We start from the raw sequence: 22,152 nt of genomic DNA on the forward strand, positions 1-22,152 counted from the left end.
GTCGTGGACGGATGTCCACTCCTTCGTTCTTCCTAGGACTGCGCGCAAACGGTTCCCGGCGCGGGGTGCTTGAAGACCATAAGCAGGCCCAGAGATGAATACTCCGAAAGGCCCATTCGACGACGACGCGATGCGCGACGCCACCGTGGTGCGTCCGCGCGGCGCGGCGCCCGCGGCAACGCCTGCGCCGGTACCGTACGCTGCGCCACCGGCGGCACCCGCTTACGCGTCGGCTCCGGCACCTGCGCCTGCATCGCGCGCGGCGCAAGCCACACCCGCCGAGATCAGCGCCTTCCTCGGCGGCGGCATGAACCCGCTGGTGCAGGCGGCCAGTCCCCTGTTGCTGCTCTCGGTGCAGTTGCGCCACAGCGCCACGCCGCCTGACTCGGTGCATCTGCGCGAGCAGACGATGGCGCAGGTGCGCAAGTTCGAAGCGCATACGCAGCAGGCGAACATCCCGCAGCAGACCGCGCTGGCCGCGCGCTACGTGCTGTGCGCCATGCTGGATGAGGCGGTGCTCAACGCGCCCTGGGGCGAGCAGAGCGGCTGGTCGCAGCAGACACTGCTGGTGACCTTCCACGGCGAATCTTACGGCGGTGCGAAGTTCTTCCAGATCCTCGAGCGACTGTGCGGAGATTTCTCGCGCCACCTCGACCTGATCGAGCTGATGTACATCTGCCTTGCGCTGGGCTTCGGCGGGCGCTACCTGATCGAATCGGGCGGCCGCGCCAAGCTGGCCGACATACAGGAAGACCTGTACCGGCGCATCCGCGAACAGCGCGCGCCGGCCGCGCAGGAGCTGGCGCCGCACTGGCGCGGCATCCAGGACAAGCGCAACCCGCTGATCCGCTATGTGCCGTTGTGGGTGATCGTGGCCGCAGCGGCGTGCGTGCTGCTTGGCGCCTTCCTGTATTTCCATTCGCGCTTGAATACCTTGTCCTCGCCGGTCAGCGCGCAACTGGCGCAGATCGGCCTGGAAAGCGCCACGCCGCCAGCCATGGTGCAATTGAACAAGACCAATCCGCCGCCGGCGCATCCCACGCTGAAGCAGTTGCTGGCGTCGGAGGAGCAGGCTGGTCAGCTCGCCATCATCGAGCAGGGCAACGGCCATGAACTGGTGCGCCTTTCCGCCACCGGCATGTTCACCTCCGGCGGCGTGGACGTCGCCGATGCGGCGCTGCCGCTGCTGCACAAGATCACTGCCGCGCTGAACCAGGTGCCGGGGCGGGTGATCGTGGTGGGGCACACCGATGACCAGCCGATCCGCTCGCTGAAATTCAAGGACAACTTCGCGCTCTCCGCGGCACGCGCAAACGCGGTGCTCAAGGTGCTGAGCGATGGCCTGGACAACTCCGGGCGGCTCGAAGCCAGCGGTGCGGGCGACTCCAAGCCGATCGCGCTGCCGCCAAACCTGCCGGCCAACCGCGCGCGCAACCGGCGCGTGGAACTGATGTACATCCCCGAGGGTTGAGTCCGTGGCCAAGTTCCTTAGCGTGTTGAAAAGCGGCTGGTTCATCACCCTCGTCGGCATCCTGTTGCTAGCCGTGCTGATCTGGGTGGGCGGTCCGTACCTGGGCATCGGTTCCTCGCAGCCGCTGGCCGGCGTGGCCGCGCGCCTGCTGCTGATCGTGTTGATCGTGGTGGTGTGGCTGGCGATCCTGCAGATTCGCGCATGGCGCGCGCGCGGCAAGGCCCAGCAGATGTCAGGCGAGCTGGCCGGGCAGGGTGCGCAGGCCGACGACCGCAGCGCCGCCGAGCGCAACCAGTTGCAGGCGCGTTTCCAGGAAGCGGTGGACACCCTGCGCAAGACGCGGCGCGGCAGCAATCTCTATGCCTTGCCGTGGTACGTGGTGATCGGGCCGCCGGGTTCGGGCAAGAGCACCCTGCTGCAGAATTCCGGACTCAATTTCCCGTTGTCCGAACGTTTCGGCAAGGAAGCGCTGCGCGGCGTGGGTGGCACGCGCAACTGCGACTGGTGGTTCACCGACGAAGCGGTGTTCCTCGACACGGCCGGCCGCTACACCATGCAGGATTCCGACCGCGACGCCGACGCCTCGGCCTGGGCGGAATTCCTCAAGCTGCTGCGCAAGTACCGCAAGCGCCGGCCGATCAACGGCGTGGTGATCGCGATGAGCATGTCCGACCTGCTCACGCTGGACGAGGCGGGGCTGGCCGGACACATCCAGGCGATCCGCCGCCGCCTGGAAGAACTGGGCACGCATCTGCGCATCGGCGTGCCGGTGTACCTGAGCTTCACCAAGTGCGACCTGGTCGCGGGCTTCGGCGAGTTCTTCGACGATCTCAACCCGGAACTGCGCAGCCAGGTCTGGGGCTTCTCCTTCCCCATCGAAGCCACCATGGACGGCAGCGCCGCCAAGCGCTTCAGCGACGAGTTCGACCTGCTGCTGCGCCAGCTAGACACGCGCATCCTCGACCGCCTGCATGCCGAACGCGATCGCAACCGGCGCGCAGCCATCCTCTCGTTCCCGCAACAGTTGTCCGCGCTGCGCGACATTGCGAAGCGCTTCGTGGAAGGCGTCTTCACCGGACATACCTATGCCGCGCCGCCGCTGCTGCGTGGCGTCTACCTCACTTCCGGCACGCAAGAGGGCACACCCATCGACCGCATGATGGGTGCGGTGGCACGTACCTTCGGTGTGGATGCTGCGCAACTCCACGTGCCGGGCGCGCAGCGGCGCACCTTCTTCGTCGAGCGTCTGCTGAAGGATGTGCTGTTCGGCGAGTCCGGCTTTGCCGGCACCAACCCGGCGCTGGAACGGCAGAAGGTGCTGTTGCAGGTGGCTTCCTATGTGGGTGTGCTGCTGCTGACGGCACTGCTGGTGGTGGGTTTCTTCACCAGCTTCGGCCACAACCGCGATTACCTCGCACAGGTGCAGACGGCGCTGCAGGCCTATCCGGCGCAAAGCGACGTGGATGCGGCGACCACGCAGAAGGAATATTTCGCACGCGTGCTCGCGCGGCTGGAAGGCCTGTCCGCCGTGCAGGATGCAGCAAACAAATACAAGGGCGACGTGCCGATGGGCATGCGCTTCGGCCTCTACCAGGGCAACGAGGTGGGCGACGAGGTGCATGACGCCTATCTGCGGGAACTCAACGGTCTGCTGCTGCCGGGCGTGGCCGCGCAGTTCCGCAGCGGGCTCACCGGGAATGCCGGCGATCCGCAGGCGTTGTACTACTACCTCAAGGGTTACCTGATGCTGGGTGAGCCCGCGCACCAGAACGCCGACGAGCTGGTGGCGCTCACCGACATCGAGTGGCGCAAGGTGTTCCCGGGCGACCCAGTGCTGCAGCAGGCGCTGGCGAAGCATTTCCATGCCCTTGTGGACGAACCGGGGCGGCTGCGTGCGCTGGAGCTGGATCCCACCCTGGTGGAGCAGGCGCAAAACACCCTGCGCACCGCCGACCTGCCCACCCTCATCTACGGCAACCTCAAGCTGAGCGCCGGCAACACGGACTATCCACCGCTGCAACTGGACAAGTCGCTGGGCTTGCTCGGCAGCGTGTTCCTGCGCAAGAGCGGTGCGGCGCTGTCCGAGCCGATCCCGGCGCTGTACACGCAGCCGATGTTCCAGTACGAGGCGAGCAAGGGCGTGGCACAGGCGGTGGACCAGTTCGCCAAGGACGACTGGGTGTTCGGCGCCACCAAGATCGACTCGCTGCAGAAGGCGCGCTTCACGCAGCAGGTGATCGCGCTGTACGAGCAGGACTACATCAAGGCCTGGGACGCATTGCTCGCCGACCTCGAGCTGCAACCGGTCGCCAGCATCCAGGACGCCAGCGCGATCGCCGCCAAGCTGTCCGGCCCCAGCTCGCCGCTGAAGGCACTGCTGAACGTGGTGCGCGACAACACCAGCGACATGTTGAAGGCGCCGCCGCAGGATGCGGAGGACAAGGCTCTGGCTGGCGCGCAGCAGGCAGCTGAGAAGAAGGCGGAGCAGAAGCTCACCCAGAACGCGCTGGCCCGTGCGCTGGCTTCTTCGGGCGGTGGCGCGGCGGCGGCGCCGGTGGCGCAGCCGGGCGCGGCGATCACCGCGCACTTCGCCACGCTCGACCAGCTCAGCGCGGGTGCGCCCGGTACTGCGCCGATCGACCAGACGCTGGCTGCGCTCGACCAGCTGGGCAAGACCCTGCTGACCATGACCGATTTCAGCAACGCCGCCGGCCAGCCCAATCCGCAACTGCTGTTGGCGCAGCAGCAGGCTGCGCAATTGCCGGCGCCGGTGTCCGGCTGGGTAGCCTCGCTCACCGGCAAGAGCGAATCGCTGGTGGCCAGCGGCACCAAGGGCGCACTGGGCGACCAGTTCCAGCAGGCGGTGGGCAAGGATTGCGCGAGTTTCGTGCGCGGCCGCTATCCGTTCTCGCTGGACAGCCGCACGGAGATCCCGCTGCAGAACTTCGGCGAGCTGTTCGGCAACGGCGGCAGCTTCGACACGTTCAACAAGCAGACCCTGGCCAAGCTGGTCGATGCCAGCGGCAGCAACTGGCAGTGGAAGACCGGCCCCGGCGCGGTGGCCGGCCCGCCCGGCTTGCTGGCGCAGGCGCAGATGGCCGACGACATCCGTCAGATGTATTTCCGCGCCGGCAACGTGCCGGAGGTGGATTTCACCGTGACCGCGCCGCAGCTCGACACCGGCATCGCCAAGCTGGAGTTCGACGTGGACGGCCAGAAGTTCACATACCAGCCCGGCGCCGCCAGCAGCATGGCGATGAAATGGCCGGGACCGCAGCCGGGCCACGTCACGGTGTCCGCATGGGATGCCTCGGGCACCCTGCTCAGCACCTTCGACTACCAGGGCGATTGGGCGTTCTTCCGCGCGTTGCAGGCGGCGAATCTGCAGAAGCAGTCGGACCTGCGCTTCCTCGCCAGCTTCAACTTCGGCGGCCACGTGGCGAAGCTGGTGATCCAGGCCGGCAACCTCAAGAACCCCTTCCTCAACACCGAAGTGCAGCGTTTCCGGTGCGGGGGGTAGGCGCATGCCGAATCCGACAGGGGCAGGATTCTTCGGCAAGCTTCCCGGTACCGGGGATTTCGTGCAGCGGCGGCTGCCTGCGTCTTTCGTGGACGTGTGGGATCGCCATTTCGAACAGGCCGTAAGCGCCAGTCGCGCGCGGTTGGGGGATGACTGGGCGCAAGCCTGGCGCGATGCTGCGGCATGGCGCTTCGTCCTGACACCGGGCATCTGCGGCGAACAGGCCTGGGCCGGCGTGGTTGGCACCGCGACGGACAGGGTGGGGCGCTGCTTCCCGATGGCCATCGTCGCGCCACTGGCGGATGCCGCGGCCATCGCCACGGCATTGCGCAACGACGCCTGGTTCGCCGCCGTCGAGCGCGCGCACCACGAATCACAGGCAAGTGGCGAATCTGTCGAGACATTCGATGCGCGTATCGCCGCGCTGCCGGATCCGCTTGTCCCGTCCGCCGTCGAACATGCCGCCGTGCCGGCGCTGGACTGGCACGGCGCGAGCCATTGGCGCCTGCCGCTGCCGCTGCTGGTCGATAGCGATTGGCTGCGCGCATTGTCGGCACAGCTGCCGTCTGGCTATGGACTCTGGTGGACATTGGGCGCACAGCGCATGCCGGCCAGCGTGCTGGTGACCCGCGGCCTGCCCGATCCCTCTTCCTATGCCGGCATGCTTGATGCGGCGCATGCCGATGCGCCCCGCCAGGCGGCGAGCGCAGCTGCGGATTCGCGCGCGTCGGCAACCCACGCGGTGGCGCCGGTGCGTCTGCCCGATGATCTTTCCGAACTGTTCGCCGACCTGGTGCCGCGCCTCGACGACATCGCGCAAAGCTCCAGCGAGCCCGACGGTGCGGAAATCACCCAGCGCGCCGCGTGCGTCGGCGGCGCGCGGGTACTGCAGCGCTACGACTGCGCCCTGACCCTGGTGGTTGCCGACGACGGCGCCCCCGATCCGCGGCGGCAGGCCGCCGCCGCGGTCAGCGAATTGATCGGCCGCTTCGTGCCCAGCGATTTCGTGGCCGGCATGCAGGCCTTGCGCACGCGCTTGCTGGTGCTGCACACGCGCCTGCGCCAGATGGCCGTGGAGCATGCCACGCCCGTGCAGGAGGATGGCGCGGTGATCGCCGTGCGGGTCACCGGACGCTGGGCGGACCTGCTGCGCATCGGCACCGCCAGCGCATGGCATTGGCGCGCAGGGCAGTTGCATCCGCTGTTCGCCGGCGGCGAGCGCCCGGCCGGCGATGCCGAGCTTGGCGGCGAGCTGGACGACTTGCTGTTCAGCCGTACCTCGCCGGTGGCGCCCGGACTGGGGGCGTCCTCGCAACCGATCTGCGACGAGGTCGTCTGTGAGATCGACACCGGCGACCGCCTGCTGCTGCTGGCCACTCGGCTGCTCGCGGAACTGCCTGCGCACGTGCTGTCCGAGGCATTGGCCCTGCCGTCGCCGGACGCCGCGTGCGCGCGCATCGCCGCCGCCGCGGGGCTGGATTCCCACGCGGCCAGGTGGCCGTTGGCCGTGATCGAGGTGCAGCCATGACCCTGCATTACCAGTCCGTCGGTCGCACCGAAACCGGCAAGGTGCGCAAGCACAACGAGGATTCGATCCTGGTGCGCGACGACGTCGGCCTGTGGGCGGTCGCCGATGGCCTGGGCGGCCATGCCGCCGGCGACTACGCCAGCCAGATGATTGTCGAGCGGCTCGGCGCCTTGCCGCGTACGGGCAGCGTGTTCGACTTCATCGAGTCCATCGAGGACAGCCTGCAGCAGACCAACTCCGACCTGGTCGCCACCGCGCTGGAACGCGGCAGCGACATCATCGGTTCCACCGTGGTGGTGCTGGTGCACGACAAAGACTTCATGCTCTGCGGCTGGGTTGGCGACAGCCGCGCCTACTGCAACGAAGGCGGCCCGTTGCGCCAGATCACTCGCGACCATGTGCACGGCGCCAAGGACGACGTCACCCAGTTCGGTGGCGGCGCGTCGTCGCCGCAGGCCGGCGCCGGTGTGCTCAGCCGCGCGGTGGGGGCCGAGGATCGCCTGTACATGGATTGGGTGGTGGCGAGCAACCGCCCCGGCACGCAGTTCCTGCTCTGCTCCGACGGCATCAACAAAGAGCTTGGCGACGACGAGCTCGACATCGAATGCGTCCGCCACCCCGAGCCGGGGGCGTTGTTGGCGCGCCTGTTCGACCTGTCGCTGCAGCGTGCCGCGCGCGACAACATTTCCGCCGTGATCGTGCGTCTCCAGGACTGACCAGACATCCCATGACTTCCATTGCCGACCTGATTGCCGACTACGAGGCCAAGCGGATCACGCTGCCGGGGCTGTTCGAGGCCCTTGCCGCGCGCGGCGAACTTCCGGACGACGTCGTGCGCGGCGAGCATGCGCTGCTGGAGGCGATGACGACGGACGGTCGCCTCGAGCCTTCGCTGTCCCGCGCACTTGCTGCCAAGCTGCGCAGCCTGCATCCCTCCGCATCGGCGCCTGCGCCGGCACCCGTCCCGGCCGACGCGGACGCGACCCGGGTGAGCGTGTCGAACTCCCCGGTGGCGCCGTCGGGGGACGCAGACATGACCATGGTGCAGCCTGCCTCGCGGCCGCCGGCTCCCACGGGCGATTCCGACGCCACCATGGTCGCGCCTGCCTCGCAGCATCCCGCGCCCGATGCGCCCCCGCTCACCGCCGTCACCGGCACGCAGGGCACGGCGTCCAGCAGCAGCTTCAACCGCTCCAGCTGGGAACAGGTGGCCGGCGCCGAAAGCGCCGAGTTCGCCAGCGTGGGCATGCTGCTCAAGGGCCGCTTCCTACTCGAGCGCGAGATCGGCCGCGGCGGCATGGGCGTGGTCTTCCTCGCCCGCGACGAACGCAAGGTGGAGGCGCGCGACCGCGATCCCTACGTCGCGGTGAAAGTGCTGAACGACGAGTTCCGCCGCCATCCCGACTCGCTGATCGCGCTGCAGCGCGAATCGCGCCGCGCGCAATTGCTGGCGCACGACAACATCGTGCGCGTCTACGACTTCGACAAGGACCGCACCATCGTCTACATGACGATGGAGTACATCGACGGCACCGACCTGCGCACGCTGATCCGCGAACGCGCCTTCAACGGCATGCCGCTGGCACAGGCGCGACCGCTGATCGAAGGCATGGGCTGGGCGCTGAAGCGCGCGCACGCGGCCGGCATCGTGCACTCCGATTTCAAGCCTGGCAACGTAATGGTCACGCGCAACGGCGTGCCCAAGGTGTTCGACTTCGGCATCGCGCGCGCCGGCAAGCACCTCAACGAAGCCACCGGCGAGGAAACGGTGTTCGACGCCGGCACGCTGGGCGCGCTCACGCCTGCCTATGCCAGCCTGGAGATGATCCAGGGCAAGGAGCCCACGCCCTCCGACGACATCTATGCGCTGGGCTGCGTCACGTTCGAACTGCTCACCGGCAAGCATCCGTTCGACAAGCAGAGCGCCGAGGTGGCGCTGAAGGAAGGCCGCAAGCCGCCGCCTGTGCCAGGCCTGACCAGGCGCCAATACAAGACGCTGTGCGACGCCGTGGCCTTCCATACCGAGGACCGCCTGCAGACTGCGGGTGCGATGATCGAAGGCATGCGCGACATCGGTATGCGCGAGCGGGTGGTGCCGTGGCTGGGTTACGGGGCGGCAGCCGTCGTCGCGATCGCGGGCGGCACATGGGGCACCATCAGCTACCTGCACCAGCACCACATCACGCGCGTGATCGCGCGTTTCGCGCCCACCGATTCGCAGCGCTACGCGAACGAGAACGAAGCAATGGCGGCGCTGGGCAGCCTCGGCGACGACGACCGCAAGCGGCTGGTGCTGGACCAGGGCGACACGATCCAGAACTACCTGCTCGCGCGCATCGATACCTATTGGAACCCGGCGCAAGGGCGTTACAACTTCCCGGGTGCGCAGCACGTGTTCGACCTGCGCGATCAACTCAAACTGTATTCGCCCAAGCTCGACGCACGGCGCACCGAAGTCGCCCAGCAGAAGAACGACCTGCTCAACACGCTGGACACCGAGCTGTCGCAGCGCATCGCCGCCGGCGCGATCTTCGAAAGCCAGCCCGACAATGCGGTGGCCACGCTGGATCGTATCCGTGCCATCGATCCGCGCAGCGCCCTGCTGCACAACGCCGAGCTGGAGCTCAAGTACGACATCGCCATCGGTCAGTCGCTCAGCGCCAGCCATGCGGACGTGGCGCGCCAGCAGCTGGCGTTGGCGACCCGGCTGTTCCCGGACTCGGCACGCCTGAAGCAGCGCGAGGCGCAACTGGCCGCGCTGGCCGCCGCCACCGCTCCAGTCGTGGCGGCACCGGGTGCGGCCGTGCAGAGTATTCCGCAAGCACGCAGCGCGCTGGCCGCGCTGGTGGCTGCGCCGTCGACCAGCGTGCAATGGCAACAATCGGTGGCCGCCGCCATGGTCCCGTTGCGCAACGACTCTTCGCCGGAAACCCGCAAGCTGGTGGATGCACTGGGCAGCGCCATCGCGGGGATCGCCGGCCAACAAGCCGATACCACGCACCTGCCGCAGGACCTGGCGCTGGTGAACTTCGGCCTGCAATACGCGCCGCAGTCGGCACCGCTGCTCGCCCAGCGCGACAAGCTGGCAACCCTGCAGGCGCAGGCGCAGGCCCAGCTCGACCAGGAGGCCGCCACCGCCGAAGTGGCTTCGCGCATCGAGTCCGTGCGACGTGCGGCGGCTGCCGACGACACCGCCAAGGCGCTGGAGTCCCTGACCCGCATCCGCAGCCTCCAGCCGGACAATCCCTTCCTCGCCAAGGAAGGCCCGCAACTGGTGGCGCAGGCTTACCTGGGCCAGGCCGACGATCAGTTCCAGCACGGCAAGTACACGGCCGCGGCCAACCTGCTGACACAGGGCCAGCAGGCGCTGGGCAACCGCAGCGACCTGCGCGACGCACAGGCACGCTACGAAATGGCCGCGACCTTGCTCAAGGCCAACGGCCAGCCCTTGGCCGATGCCGACTACCAGCGCCTGCGCAACCAGCTGGCTGCCGCCCGCAAGGCCGATGCACAGGGCCTGGCCGCGCTGGAGTCGTCACTCAAGCAACAAGGGCATCTGCCGCAAGGCAGTTTCGCGGCGTTGTTGGACAGCCTCAAACCCAGCGCGACACCCGCATCTCCTGCAGCCGCGGCTCCGGTGCCGACCACGCCTGCGCCAGCAACGCCGGGACAGGCACCAGCCGCCACGGCCAAACCCACACCGGGCAACCCGAGCAAGCCCGCGACGGAAACCGCCGGCGCAACAGCCCCCACTGCGAACCCGGCCGCCAACGCCGCGGCAGGCAACGATCCTTGCGCGCGTCCGGAACTGGTCGGAAAGGGCCGTACGTGCATGGACGCATTGGGCAGCAATGGACGCGGTCCGGCCCTGGTGGTGGTGCCGGGCATTGGCGGCGGCAAGCCTTACGCGATGTCGCGCACCGAGGTCACCGTCGGCGAGTTCAACCGCTATTGCCGCGCCACCCATGCGTGCAGTGAAACCTCGCCGGGCGACCACGATGCCGCCAGCTTGCCGATCAGCAACATCAGCCTCGCGCAGGCCAAGGGCTACCTGCAGTGGTTGAGCAGCGCCAGCGGCTATACCTACCGCCTGCCCAGCGATGACGAATGGACGAACGCGGCGCATGCGGGCAGCGGCTGGAAGCAGGCGCAGGACAGCAACTGCATTCCGCCGGGTGGTGGGGACGACAGCGGCAGCGGCCCGATCTCCGCACTGGGCCGCGAAGCCAATCCGTGGGGTCTGGTGAACATGTCCGGCAACGTCTGGGAGTGGACGACCAGCGGCGGCGGGGTGGTGGCGCGCGGCGGCAGCTTCAACAGCTATTGGTCCGACTGCACGGTGGACAACCACCGCAGCGACAGCGGCAGTGCGCAGAAAGACGTCGGGTTCCGGGTGTTGCGGGAGCTGAAATGAGCGATCGGGAGCAACGCGTCAATCAAGGGCTGCGTATCCTCGACGAAGCCCACTACACCGGGCGCATCACCCGCGAGGAATACCGCAAGCGACGGCGCCAGTTGCTCGGCTCGCTGTGCGACAGCCATGGCATCACCGCCCGCAACACCTTGCGTACCCGCATCACCCAACAGGGAGTGCGCAATACCGCGGTTGCCACCGCCGCCGGGTCTGCGCCGGCCAACCACATCGAACGCCGCGTGGTGGCATGGAAACCACTGCTGGCCTTCGCTTGTGGGCTGCTGGTGTGCGCGTTGCTGCTCTACTGGTTGATGCGGGCGGATTGAGCTGCGTCATGTTCGCCCGCCCTTATGCAGGCAAATCCGGAAACGAGCGCTGATTCACCCTGCCGGGCCGCAGCCCTTGAAACGCATCACATCAGCTGCAGGCAGCGGATTGGCGCATCCTCTTGTGGCGTTGCAGCGCAGTGCGAGGAATATGCCGAGGCGCGGATCAGGCAAGGCGCACGCCGCGTAGGTCGAACCTGGGCTTGCGCCGGAACGCGTCCGAATGGTTGAGAGGGGCGTTGCGGCACGCAGGGGAGGTGCGTTGCACGCGATGGCTTTGCACAGCTCCTCCGGGGCGCGGCCCCCGGTCCGCATGTTTCATGCCATTTCCGCAATGACCGGAAAGCCCGCCACTTTGCGCATTGGGTACCAGGGAAGGTCTGGTTTGACGTATCGCAAGCGGGGCGCCGACCGGCTGTCCGGTGTGCGCCGTCGGCCGTCGTGACCGAGCCGGGGGATGGCAGGGGCACATGGGGCCCATGCCTGTGGGTCATCGATCATCAAGGGGATTGCCGTGCGCAGGGTCTGTCTGGCAACAGCGTTGGCGCTGGTCTTGGGAACCGGAGAGGCATGGGCGCAGGCGACCGGCGGGAGTCCGCCGCAGATCCTGGTCAGCGGCGTGCCTGCGGGAAGTGATGCGCAGCCTGCCGTGCAGGCGATCATCGATCGCGAATACCAGCAGGCGGCAGGGCATGGCGCTTCTCTGGGCGCGACGCAACTGCAGGAACTGGCCGCGCATATCACCGAGGCGCTGCACAAGGCCGGCTACCCGGACGCGCACGCCTACCTGCCTGGGCAGGTAGTTGCCTACACCGCGCATGCGCCGGGGGCCGCCATCGCGTCGGCGGCTCCGGCAACCCCTGCCATACCGCAAGCGGCGACGAGCTCCGCCGCGCCGACGGCAGCGCCCGACAACGTGGTGCCACCGCTGAAGGAGCGCGACGTGGGCAACGCGCAAACCCAGCAGATCGCCGTCAGCGGCTTCCGCGTCGAAGGCGTGGACGACCACAAGGATGCCGGCATCACCCTGGCAAGCATCCAGGCGCTGGCCGATGCGCAGTTCCACAAGCTGGGCGGCGGCGGGGCGCAGCCGGTTCAGCTCGGTTTCGACCAGTTGCAGGGCGTGGCCGATGCGATCACCAACCGCTACCGCAATGCCGGGTTCATCCTGGCTACCGCTTTCCTGCCGGCGCAGACGGTGGGCGGCGACCATGTGGTGTACATCCAGGTGCTGGAAGGCAAGATCGGCCGCATCATCGTTAAGGGCAACAAGCGTTACCGCGCCGGGGTGATCGCGGCGCCGGCGGAGAAGCTGCGCGGGCAGGCCCTGCAGAACCAGGCGGTGGTTACCGCGTTGCTGTACGACCGCGATTTGCCGGGCGTATCGGTGACTTCCACCTTCCAGCCCGGCGAGCAGACCGGCGACACCGACCTGATCATGGTGGCGCGCGAGGCGCCGCGGCCGTACACCATCACGTTGGGCATGAACAATTACGGCACGGCGGAAACGGGGCGCTACCGTGCGGAAGCGGGCATCACCTGGAACAGTCCGCTGGGCATCGGCGACAGCCTGGATGCCAAGGTCGACTACGCGATGGACCCCAGCCAGAACGTCTACGGTTCGCTGACCTACACCATCCCGACGGTGGTGGAACCGGGCCTGGGCGCAGTATTCGGCGCCACCCGCAGCGAGTTGCAGATCAACTCCGGCGCGTTTGCCAAGCTCAACGTGAAGGGCCCGAGCTCCTCGTATTTCGGTGGCGCGGACTGGAAGTTCGTCAACACCGACGACCTGAAGATGATCGGCTCGCTGCACCTGATTCGCGAGGAATCGAAGCTGGAGATGGGCGGCTTCAACTTCGCACTGTCCGACGAGCGCTTCGAGCTGGCCGAACTGGGCTTTGGCCTGCAGCACATCGACAAGCGCTTCAACGGCGTGGATGTGCTGCAGGTATCGGTGCGCAAGTCGATCAACGACGACTCGGCCGTGCCGGACCTGGTCAGCCCGGATCACTCGCGCAATTTCCATTCCGAACGCATCGCATACACCCGCATGCAGTTCCTCACCAAGACGCAGCGGCTGTACTTCAAGTTCAACGGCCAGTACACCAACGACGTGCTGGTGCCGTTGGAGCAGTTTGCCATCGGCGGTCCGGACAGCGTGCGCGCCTATCCGATCGCCGACGCACTCAGCGCGCGCGGCTACTACGCATCGCTGGAATACCACGTGGACGCGCCGGGCTTCAGTTCCGCGGTGTCGCCGTTCCACGGCCGGCCATGGCGCGAGCTGCTGGAGATGGAAACCTTCCTGGACTACGCGCGCGGCTACCCGGTCGCCGCGGAGCGCGCCACCGGACTCACCCCGGTGACCTACAGCGGCGCCGGCGCGGGCTTCATCTTTCGCCTGCCGTTCTGGCACCACCTCGAGTTCCATCTCGACGGCGCGGTGCCGCTGGGCAGCCAGGATGCCTCGGACAAGCACGGTTACCACGTCTATGCGCGGTTCGGCCTCACGTTCTGACGGACAACGACCATGAACACGACTCCCCTCGCGACCCAGCGCACGTCCAACCACCGCACGGCGACGGCCCTGTCGCGGCTGCGCCAGCAACGCCTGGCGCTGAGCATGGCGCTTGCCCTCGGTTCGATGTCGCTGTGCGGCGGTGCGCTGGCGGCCTCCGGCGGCGTTGCGGCTACCACCACGCCGGTGGGCGGGGTGGTGGTGGGAGGCGTGGGTTCGATCACGCAGAGCGGCGTCAACACCGTGGTCAACCAGCAATCCGCGTTGCTGGCCCTGAACTGGCAGAGCTTCAACCTGGGGCAGGACGCCTCGGTGCTGTTCAACCAGCCATCGCACAGCGCGATAGCGCTCAACCGCATCTTCGACCAGAACCCCAGCCAGATCTTCGGCCACATCAATTCCAACGGCCAGGTGTTCCTGATCAACACCCACGGCATCATCTTCGGCAGCAGCGCGCAGCTGAACGTGGGCGGCCTGATGGCGAGCACGCTGGACCTCACGCCCACCGATTTCCTTGCCAGCCATTTCAACCTCGACGCCCATGGCGGCAGCGCCGGCGTCGTCAACCACGGCACGATCCAGGCCGCCAGCGGCGGTTCGGTGAGCCTGATCGGCGGCCAGGTGGAGAACGACGGACTGATCGTCGCCAATTACGGCCACATCAACCTGGACGGTGCCGACAAGGCCGTGCTGGACTTCGACGGCGACGGCCTGGTCAGCGTGCAGATCACCGGCGCATTGCAACAGCGGTTGAACGCCGACGAAGCCGCGGTGACGAACAACGGCACCGTGCAGGCCGACGGCGGCACCGTGGTGCTGCAGGCCTCGGCTGCGAAGAACCTGTTCACCAACCTGGTCAACAACACCGGCGTGATCGATGCGCACGGCATCAGCACCGCCGGCGGCGTGGTGCGGCTGGTCGGCACGGGCGGCAACGTCATCAGCAGCGGCAACATCGACGCCAGTGGCGTGCATGGTGGCAGTGTGCAGTTGCTTTCCGACCAGGACGTGGGCGTCATGGGCGGCAAGATCGACGCATCCGGCACCCAGGGTGGCGGCAGCATCCGTGTGGGCGGCGGCTGGCAGGGCGGCGAAGGCCTGCAGACCGCGTCGGCCGCTTATATCGCGCCGGGTGCCACGCTCGATGCCGATGCCACGCAATCCGGCAACGGCGGATCGGTGGTGGTATGGGGCAACAACGTCAACAATTTCTACGGCAGCATCAGCGCGCGCGGTGGCGCGGATGGCGGCAACGGCGGCCAGATCGAAACCTCCTCGCACTACGGCCTGAATGTGCAAGGCCAGGCCAATGCCTCGGCGGCGCATGGTCAGGCGGGCCTGTGGCTGATGGATCCTTACGATGTCGACATCGTCACCGGCGGTACCGGGACGCTCACCGGCGGCGTTTTTTCCAGCAGCTCAAGCGTTTCGAGCATCGATCCCAGCGTCATCGACGCAGCGCTGACCGGCGGCAGCAATGTCTCGATTTTCACCGGCGCCGGCGGTAGCGCGAGCAAGGGCGACATAACCGTCGACAACGCCATCGTCGCCACCGGCGGGGGAACTCTCTCCCTGCAAGCCGCTGGCAGCATCTTCCTGAACGCCAACATTTCGAGCGACGGCACGGACAAGCTCAATGTGAACCTGTGGGCGAACTACGGCGGCTCGGCCGGCGGAACGTCCTACGTCAGCAACGCGTCGTGCGCGTCGAGCACCAACTGCGTAGTGAATATCGGCAACACGCAGAGTGCCGCCATCACCACCAGTGGTGGAGCACTCGACATCGAAACCGGCACGGGCGGTGGCGCGCTCAACATCGGAAGCGGCACCAGCACCGGTAGCATCAATACGGGCAGTGGCGCGCTGACGGTGAATGCCACCGGGATCGCCGAGCTCACCGCGGCCGGCAACACGATCACGTCGGGAGCTGCGTCGCTCAATGCAGGAGCGGCGGCCATCAGTCTTGGCAACACGGGCAACGACTTTGGCGGCGCGGTGGGGCTGAGCAACAGCGGTGCACATGCGGTGACGCTGAACAACGGAGGCAACGCGCTGACGTTGGGGACGGTGACTGTCGGAAGTGGCGCCCTGACGTTGAGCAACTACGGCAGCAACCCGTTGGTTTTGACCGGAAACATCACGACCAGCGGAAGCGCGGTCGATTTTGGCGGAGCAATCACGCTGGACGCGCCGTCGATCAGTATCGACACCACGGCAGGCGGATCGGTGGCGGCGGGGGCCAATGTCACGTTTGGTGGCACGGTGGACAACGCCAGCGCGACAGCCGAGGTGCTGGGGGTGAATGCCGGTACGCATGCGGTGACGTTTGGCGGCGCGGTGGGTGGTGGCACCAACGGTGCGCTGGCTAGCCTGTCCGCAACCGGAGGCAGCCTCACGCTCGACGGCAACATCACCACCACGGGCAACCAGACCTACACCGGCGCGGTGCTGCTGGGTGGCAACGCGACGCTGGACAGCAGCGCGAGCAACGGTGCGGTGGACTTCACCAGCACGGTGGACAACGCCAGTGCGACGGCCGAAGCGCTGACGGTGAAAGCAGGCACGGGCGCGGTGACGTTCGGTGGTGCGGTGGGCGCTGGCACCCACGGTGCATTGGCGAGCCTGTCCGCAAAGGGGGGCAGCCTCACGCTCGACGACAATATCACCACCACGGGCAACCAGACCTACACCGGTGCAGTGCTGCTGGGCGGCAACGCGACGCTGGACAGCAGCGCGAGCAACGGTGCAGTGGACTTCACCAGCACGGTGGACAACGCCAGTGCGACGGCCGAAGCGCTGACGGTGAAAGCCGGCACGGGTGCGGTGACGTTTGGCGGCGCAGTGGGCAGTGGCACCAACGGTGCGCTGGCTAGCCTGTCCGCAACCGGAGGCAGCCTCACGCTCGACGGCAACATCACCACTACAGGCAACCAGACCTACACCGGCGCGGTGCTGCTGGGTGGCAACGTGACGCTGGACAGCAGCGCAAGCAACGGTGCGGTGGATTTCAGCAGCACGGTGGATAACGCCAGTGCGACGGCCAAAGCGCTGACAGTGAATGCCGGTACGGGTGCGGTGACGTTTGGCGGTGCGTTGGGCGGTGGCGCCCATGGTGCGTTGACGAGTTTGTCTGCGACAGGAGGCAGCCTCACGCTCGACGGCAACGTCACCACCACAGGTGCGCAGACTTACAACGACGCAGTGACCCTGGGCGGCAACGTGACGTTGACGACCACCAACAATGCGGTGGACTTTGCCAGCACGGTGGACAACGCGAGCACGACGGCCGAAAACCTGACGGTGAGCGCGGGCAGCGGCGCCGTGACGTTCGGCGGAGCGGTGGGCGGCAGCGCGACCAACGGTGCGTTAGGTGCGTTGATCGTGAACGGCACGGGAGCGACGAGTTTTGACGCGGTGAACGCGGCGAGCCTGGCGACCAACAACGGCGCTGCCACGCTCAATGGCGACATCACCACCAGCGGAACGCAGACTTACAACGGTGCTGTGGAACTGGCTGGCGGCGTGATGCTGACCACCACCAACCACGCGGTGGACTTCACCAGCACGGTGGATAATGCGAGCACGACGGCCGAAAACCTGACGGTGAGCGCGGGCAACGGCGCGGTGACGTTCGGCGGAACGGTGGGCGGCAATGCGACCAACGGTGCGCTGGGCGCGCTGATCGTGAACGGGACGGGCGCGACGAGCTTCGGCACGGTGAACGCGGCGAGCCTGGCGACCAACACCGGCATCGCCACGCTCAACGGCGACGTCACCACCAGCGGGGCACAGACCTACAACGGTGCCGTGAAGCTGGGCGGCGACGTGACGCTGGCGAGCACGGGCAGTGGAAACATCGATTTCGCCTCGACGGTGAATGGCGCACATGCGTTGACGGTAAACACCGCCGGTGCCACCACCTTCGGCGGCGTGGTGGGCGGCACGACGGCGTTGACCAGCCTCACCACGGACGCGCCCGGCAGCACCACGCTGGGCGGCGCGGTGACGACGACAGGTGCGCAAACCTACAACGACGCAGTGACCTTGTCCGGCAACGTGACGCTGACGACCACCAACAGTGCGGTGGACTTTGCCAGCACGGTGGACAACGCGAGCACGACGGCCGAAAACCTGACGGTGAGCGCGGGCAGTGGCGCGGTGACGTTCGGCGGAACGGCGGGCGGCAATGCGACCAACGGTGCGCTGGGCGCGCTGACCGTGAATGGGACGGGCGCGACGAGCTTCGGCACGGTGAACGCGGCGAGCCTGGCGACCAACACCGGCATCGCCACGCTCAACGGCAACATCACCACCAGCGGGGCACAGACCTACAACGGTGCCGTGGAACTGGCTGGCGGCGTGACGCTGACGACCACGAACCACGCGGTGGACTTCACCAGCACGGTGGACAACGCGAGCACGACGGCCGAAAACCTGACGGTGAGCGCGGGCAACGGCGCCGTGACGTTCGGCGGAACGGTGGGCGGCAATGCGACCAACGGTGCGCTGGGCGCGCTGACCGTGAACGGGACGGGCGCGACGAGCTTCGGCACGGTGAACGCGGCGAGCCTGGCGACCAACACCGGCACCAGCACGCTCGATGGCGATGTCACCACCAGCGGAGCGCAGACCTACAACGGTGCCGTGAAGCTGGGCGGCGACGTGACGCTGGCGAGCACGGGCAGTGGAAACATCGATTTCGCCTCGACGGTGAATGGCGCGCATGCGTTGACGGTGAACACCGCCGGTGCCACCACCTTCGGTGGCGTGGTGGGCGGTACGACGGCGTTGACCAGCCTCACCACGGATGCGCCCGGCAGCACCACGCTGGGCGGCGCGGTGACGACGACAGGTGCGCAAACCTACAACGACGCGGTGACCTTGTCCGGCAACGTGACGCTGACGACCACCAACGGTGCGGTGGACTTTGCCAGCACGGTGGACAACGCGAGCACGACGGCCGAAAGCCTGACGGTGAGCGCGGGCAGTGGCGCCGTGACGTTCGGCGGAGCGGTAGGCGGCAATGTCACCAACGGTGCATTGGACGCGCTGACCACCAGCAGCGGCACCTTCAGCGCAGGTGCGCTCAACATCGGCACGGGCGGTTTGTCGATCACCACCTCGACGGGCAACATCGCCCAGGGTGGCGCCTGGTTGGTTGCCGGCACATCGAAATTCGATGCCGGTGCGCATGCCATCACGTTGAACAACACCGGCAACGACTTTACGGGGGCGGTGAGCCTGACGAACAGCGGTAGCAATGCCGTGTACCTCGACAACGGCGGCAACGCGTTGACGCTGGGTACGCTGAGCCTGGGCAGCGGTGCGCTGACCTTGACCGACTACGGCGCGACGCCACTGCTGTTGACCAACGACATCACCACCGACGGCGGTGCGGTGTCATTCGGTGGCGCGGTCACGCTGGGCAGTTCGAGCGTCACCATCGACACCACCGGAGGCGGCGCGACGGTGGCTGGCGCGAACATCAGTTTCGGCGGCGACGTCAGTGGCACCACGGCAGGCGGCAGCAGCCTGACTTTGATGGCGGGAACGGCGGGCACAGTGTCGCTCGATACGGTGGGCGGCGCCTTTGCGCTCAACAACCTGACGGTCAGCGGCGACTCGCTCGTGGCGCCCTCGACGCTGACCGTCGACGGCGATCTTTCGGTCCACACCACCGCGGCATTGACGACGGGCGCTGGTGGCTGGAGCGGCTCCAGCGTCGTCCTCTCGGGCGATGCCGGCCTGATCCTCGGCGGAAACGTGACCGCCACAGGCGCCAGCGGGACGGTGCAACTGACGAGTTCCGCAGGAGCCATCAGCCAGTCCGGCGGCATAATCAAGGCCAGCACGCTGATCGGCAGTTCCAGGAACGGTACGACACTGGGTGCTGCGAACCTGATCACTACGCTGGGCAGCTTCACCGCGAATGGTTTCAGCCTGACGAATGCGCAAGCGTTGACGGTGGGGGTGGGAGACACGGTGAGCGGCGGTGCCGGCGGCACGACACTGACAGTCGGATCGGGCAACCTCACCATCAATGGAATCGCGGGCAGCACGAGCGGTACGACCACGCTCAAGGTGAGCAGCGGTTCGATCAGCGAAGGCACGAACGGCAGGGTGTATGCGTCGACGCTGACCGGCAGCTCAAGCGGCAACACCGCGCTGGGCGGCGCGAACAACCAGATCGCCGCGCTGGGCAACTTCGGCGCCGCGAACTTCAGCCTGGTCGATGCACATGCCCTGGCGACAAGTGGTGCGCTGACCACGACGGGCGGAACAGGTGTCATCAGTCTGACGACCACAGGCAGTGGCAATACGCTGACCGTGAACCAGTCCTTGACGGGTGGCAGTGTCACGTTGGACTCGGCGGGTACTCTGGCGATCAACGCCTCGGTGAGCAGCGGCAGTGGCACCACCACGCTGACCAGCGGTGGCTCGATTACCGAGGGTGCAGGCGGCGCCATCATCGCGGGCACATTGACGGGCAGCTCTGCCTCCAGCACAGCGTTGAACGGTGCGAACCGGATCGGCACGCTCGGCAGCTTCACCGCGAACGGTTTCGGCCTGACCAACGCCCAGGCGTTGACCGTGGCCGGCACGATCAACGGCAGCGGCGGGGCCACCAGCATTGTCACCACGGCTGGTACGCTCACGGTGAACAACAGTGTTTCCGGGGGCTCGGTCACGCTGGGAGGGCAGGGAGGCCTCGGCATCAACGGCAACGTTGATAGCGGCACCGGCACCACCACCCTCAATTCCGGGGGCAGCATCGTCGAGGGAAGCAGCGACGTGATCACGGCCGGCACGTTGACCGGCAGCTCCAGCGGTGCGACTTCGCTTGGGAGCGCCAACAAGATCGCGAACCTGGGCAACTTCACGGCGACCGGTTTCAGCCTGAACAATGCGCAAGCATTGACTGTAAGCGGCGCGGTGAGCGGCGGCAGCGGCACGACCAGCGTTGCCACCACCACGGGCACGTTGACCGTTGCAGGCAGCGTCGCTGGCGGCGCGGTAGCCCTGAGCGGCGCGGGCATCGCGATCAATGGCGGCGTGAACAGCGGTGCAGGCACGACCACGCTGGCCTCGACCGGCGGTATCAGCGAAGGCAGCGGCGGCGTCGTCACCGCCGGCACGCTCACCGGCAGCTCGAGCAGCAGTACCGCGCTGAATGGCGCGAATGCCGTCGGCACGTTGGGTACTTTCAGCGCAGCCGGCTTCAGTCTGAAGAACGCACAGGCACTGACCGTAGCTGGCACAGTGAACGCTGGCGGTGGTGCGGCCAGCCTTGCCACCACGGCAGGGACGCTCACCATCAACAGTACGGTGAGCGGCAGCGCAGTGAGCCTAGGCGGCGGCAGTGCCCTGGTCATCGATGCGGGCGTGAACAGCGGCGGCGGCACGACCACACTGACGTCTGGTGGAGCGATCAGCGAAGGAGCGGGCGGCTTCGTCGCCGCGGGCACGCTGACCGGCAGTTCGTCCGGCGGCGCAACGCTGGGTGGCGCGAATCAAATCGATACGCTTAGCAACTTCACCGCGAGTGGATTCAGCCTTACGGATGCACGTGCTTTGACGGTATCCGGTGCAGTGAATGGCGGTGCCAGCGCCGCGCTGACGACGACCAGCGGCGACCTGACGATCGACGGTGCGCTGTCCGGTTCGCTCACCACGCTGCATTCCGCCGGCGCCATCAATGGCGGAGCCAACGGAGTGATCAATGCCGGCACGCTTACCGGCAGCGCGGGCGGCTTGACCACGCTGGGTTCGGCCTCGCAGTTCATGGGCAACCATGTCGGTACGCTGGGCGGCTTCGCGTCGACGGCAGGATTCAGCTTCACCGACGCGCAGACGCTGACGCTGGCTTCGGTCAGTGGCAGCGCGTACACCGTGAACGCCGGCACCTCGGCGTTGTATCTCAGCGTAAAGGGCGGCGACCTGCTGCAGCAGGGCACCACCTGGGCATACGACGGCAGTGGCACCTGGTTGTCGACAGGGAGCATGGGCACTCCTGTCGCACCGATCTACGTCACCGGTGTAAGCACCCAGTTGGTGTCGCTGGTGGGCTCGCCGCCGGCTTATTTCTATGCCGTGGATGCCCAGGGTGGCCTGCTTGGCGTGGCCGGTGCGCCTAGCGTCAATGTGCCGACCTCCGCATTGACCAGCCGGGCGCAGAACGGCAACCACGGCGACACCTACATCGACTCCAGCGTGATCTCAGCCAACTACCGTTCGTTCGGCATCGTGCCGTCCGGCATCCTGCTGCCGGCCGACCAACAGAATTGCCAGCCCGGCCAGCCGTCCTCGGCGGATTGCTCGGACAATGAGTGAGCCGCGGCGGATGGAGGAGAGACGGCGGCTGCGGGCGAAAG

At 67.3% G+C, this 22,152-nt stretch carries 8 protein-coding genes; all 8 read left to right on the forward strand.

Going from position 1 to position 22,152, the window contains the following annotated elements; all coding sequences use genetic code 11:
• Nucleotides 1–94: 94 nt before the first annotated feature.
• Complete coding sequence (gene icmH / locus ISP25_RS20240; RefSeq protein WP_404616176.1) at nt 95–1,471, forward strand: type IVB secretion system protein IcmH/DotU; 1,377 nt, start codon at nt 95–97, stop codon at nt 1,469–1,471.
• Nucleotides 1,472–1,475: 4 nt separating this feature from the next.
• On the forward strand, nt 1,476–4,991 hold the full coding sequence (gene tssM, locus ISP25_RS20245; RefSeq protein WP_192156125.1) for a type VI secretion system membrane subunit TssM: 3,516 nt from the start codon (nt 1,476–1,478) through the stop codon (nt 4,989–4,991).
• Between the two features lie 4 nt (nt 4,992–4,995).
• The gene (gene tagF / locus ISP25_RS20250) at nt 4,996–6,519 is read left to right on the forward strand and encodes a type VI secretion system-associated protein TagF (protein ID WP_404616177.1); all 1,524 of its coding nucleotides are present in this window, start codon (nt 4,996–4,998) and stop codon (nt 6,517–6,519) included.
• A complete protein-coding gene (locus ISP25_RS20255) occupies nt 6,516–7,235 on the forward strand; it encodes a PP2C family protein-serine/threonine phosphatase (protein WP_404616178.1) in 720 nt (239 codons plus the stop codon). Before tagF ends, ISP25_RS20255 begins: the two co-directional genes overlap by 4 nt.
• Before the next feature lie 11 nt (nt 7,236–7,246).
• A complete protein-coding gene (locus ISP25_RS20260; RefSeq protein WP_404616179.1) occupies nt 7,247–10,933 on the forward strand; it encodes a bifunctional serine/threonine-protein kinase/formylglycine-generating enzyme family protein in 3,687 nt (1,228 codons plus the stop codon).
• Nucleotides 10,930–11,259, forward strand: a complete 330-nt coding sequence (locus ISP25_RS20265) for a hypothetical protein (RefSeq protein WP_192156114.1) — start codon at nt 10,930–10,932, stop codon at nt 11,257–11,259. The genes ISP25_RS20260 and ISP25_RS20265 overlap by 4 nt, the downstream gene beginning before the upstream one ends.
• Before the next feature lie 787 nt (nt 11,260–12,046).
• Nucleotides 12,047–13,780, forward strand: a complete 1,734-nt coding sequence (locus ISP25_RS20270; protein ID WP_404616352.1) for a ShlB/FhaC/HecB family hemolysin secretion/activation protein — start codon at nt 12,047–12,049, stop codon at nt 13,778–13,780.
• A gap of 12 nt (nt 13,781–13,792) precedes the next feature.
• A complete protein-coding gene (locus ISP25_RS20275) occupies nt 13,793–22,111 on the forward strand; it encodes a beta strand repeat-containing protein (protein WP_404616180.1) in 8,319 nt (2,772 codons plus the stop codon).
• Nucleotides 22,112–22,152 lie beyond the last annotated feature (41 nt).

It is taken from the genome of Rhodanobacter hydrolyticus, from assembly GCF_044904645.1.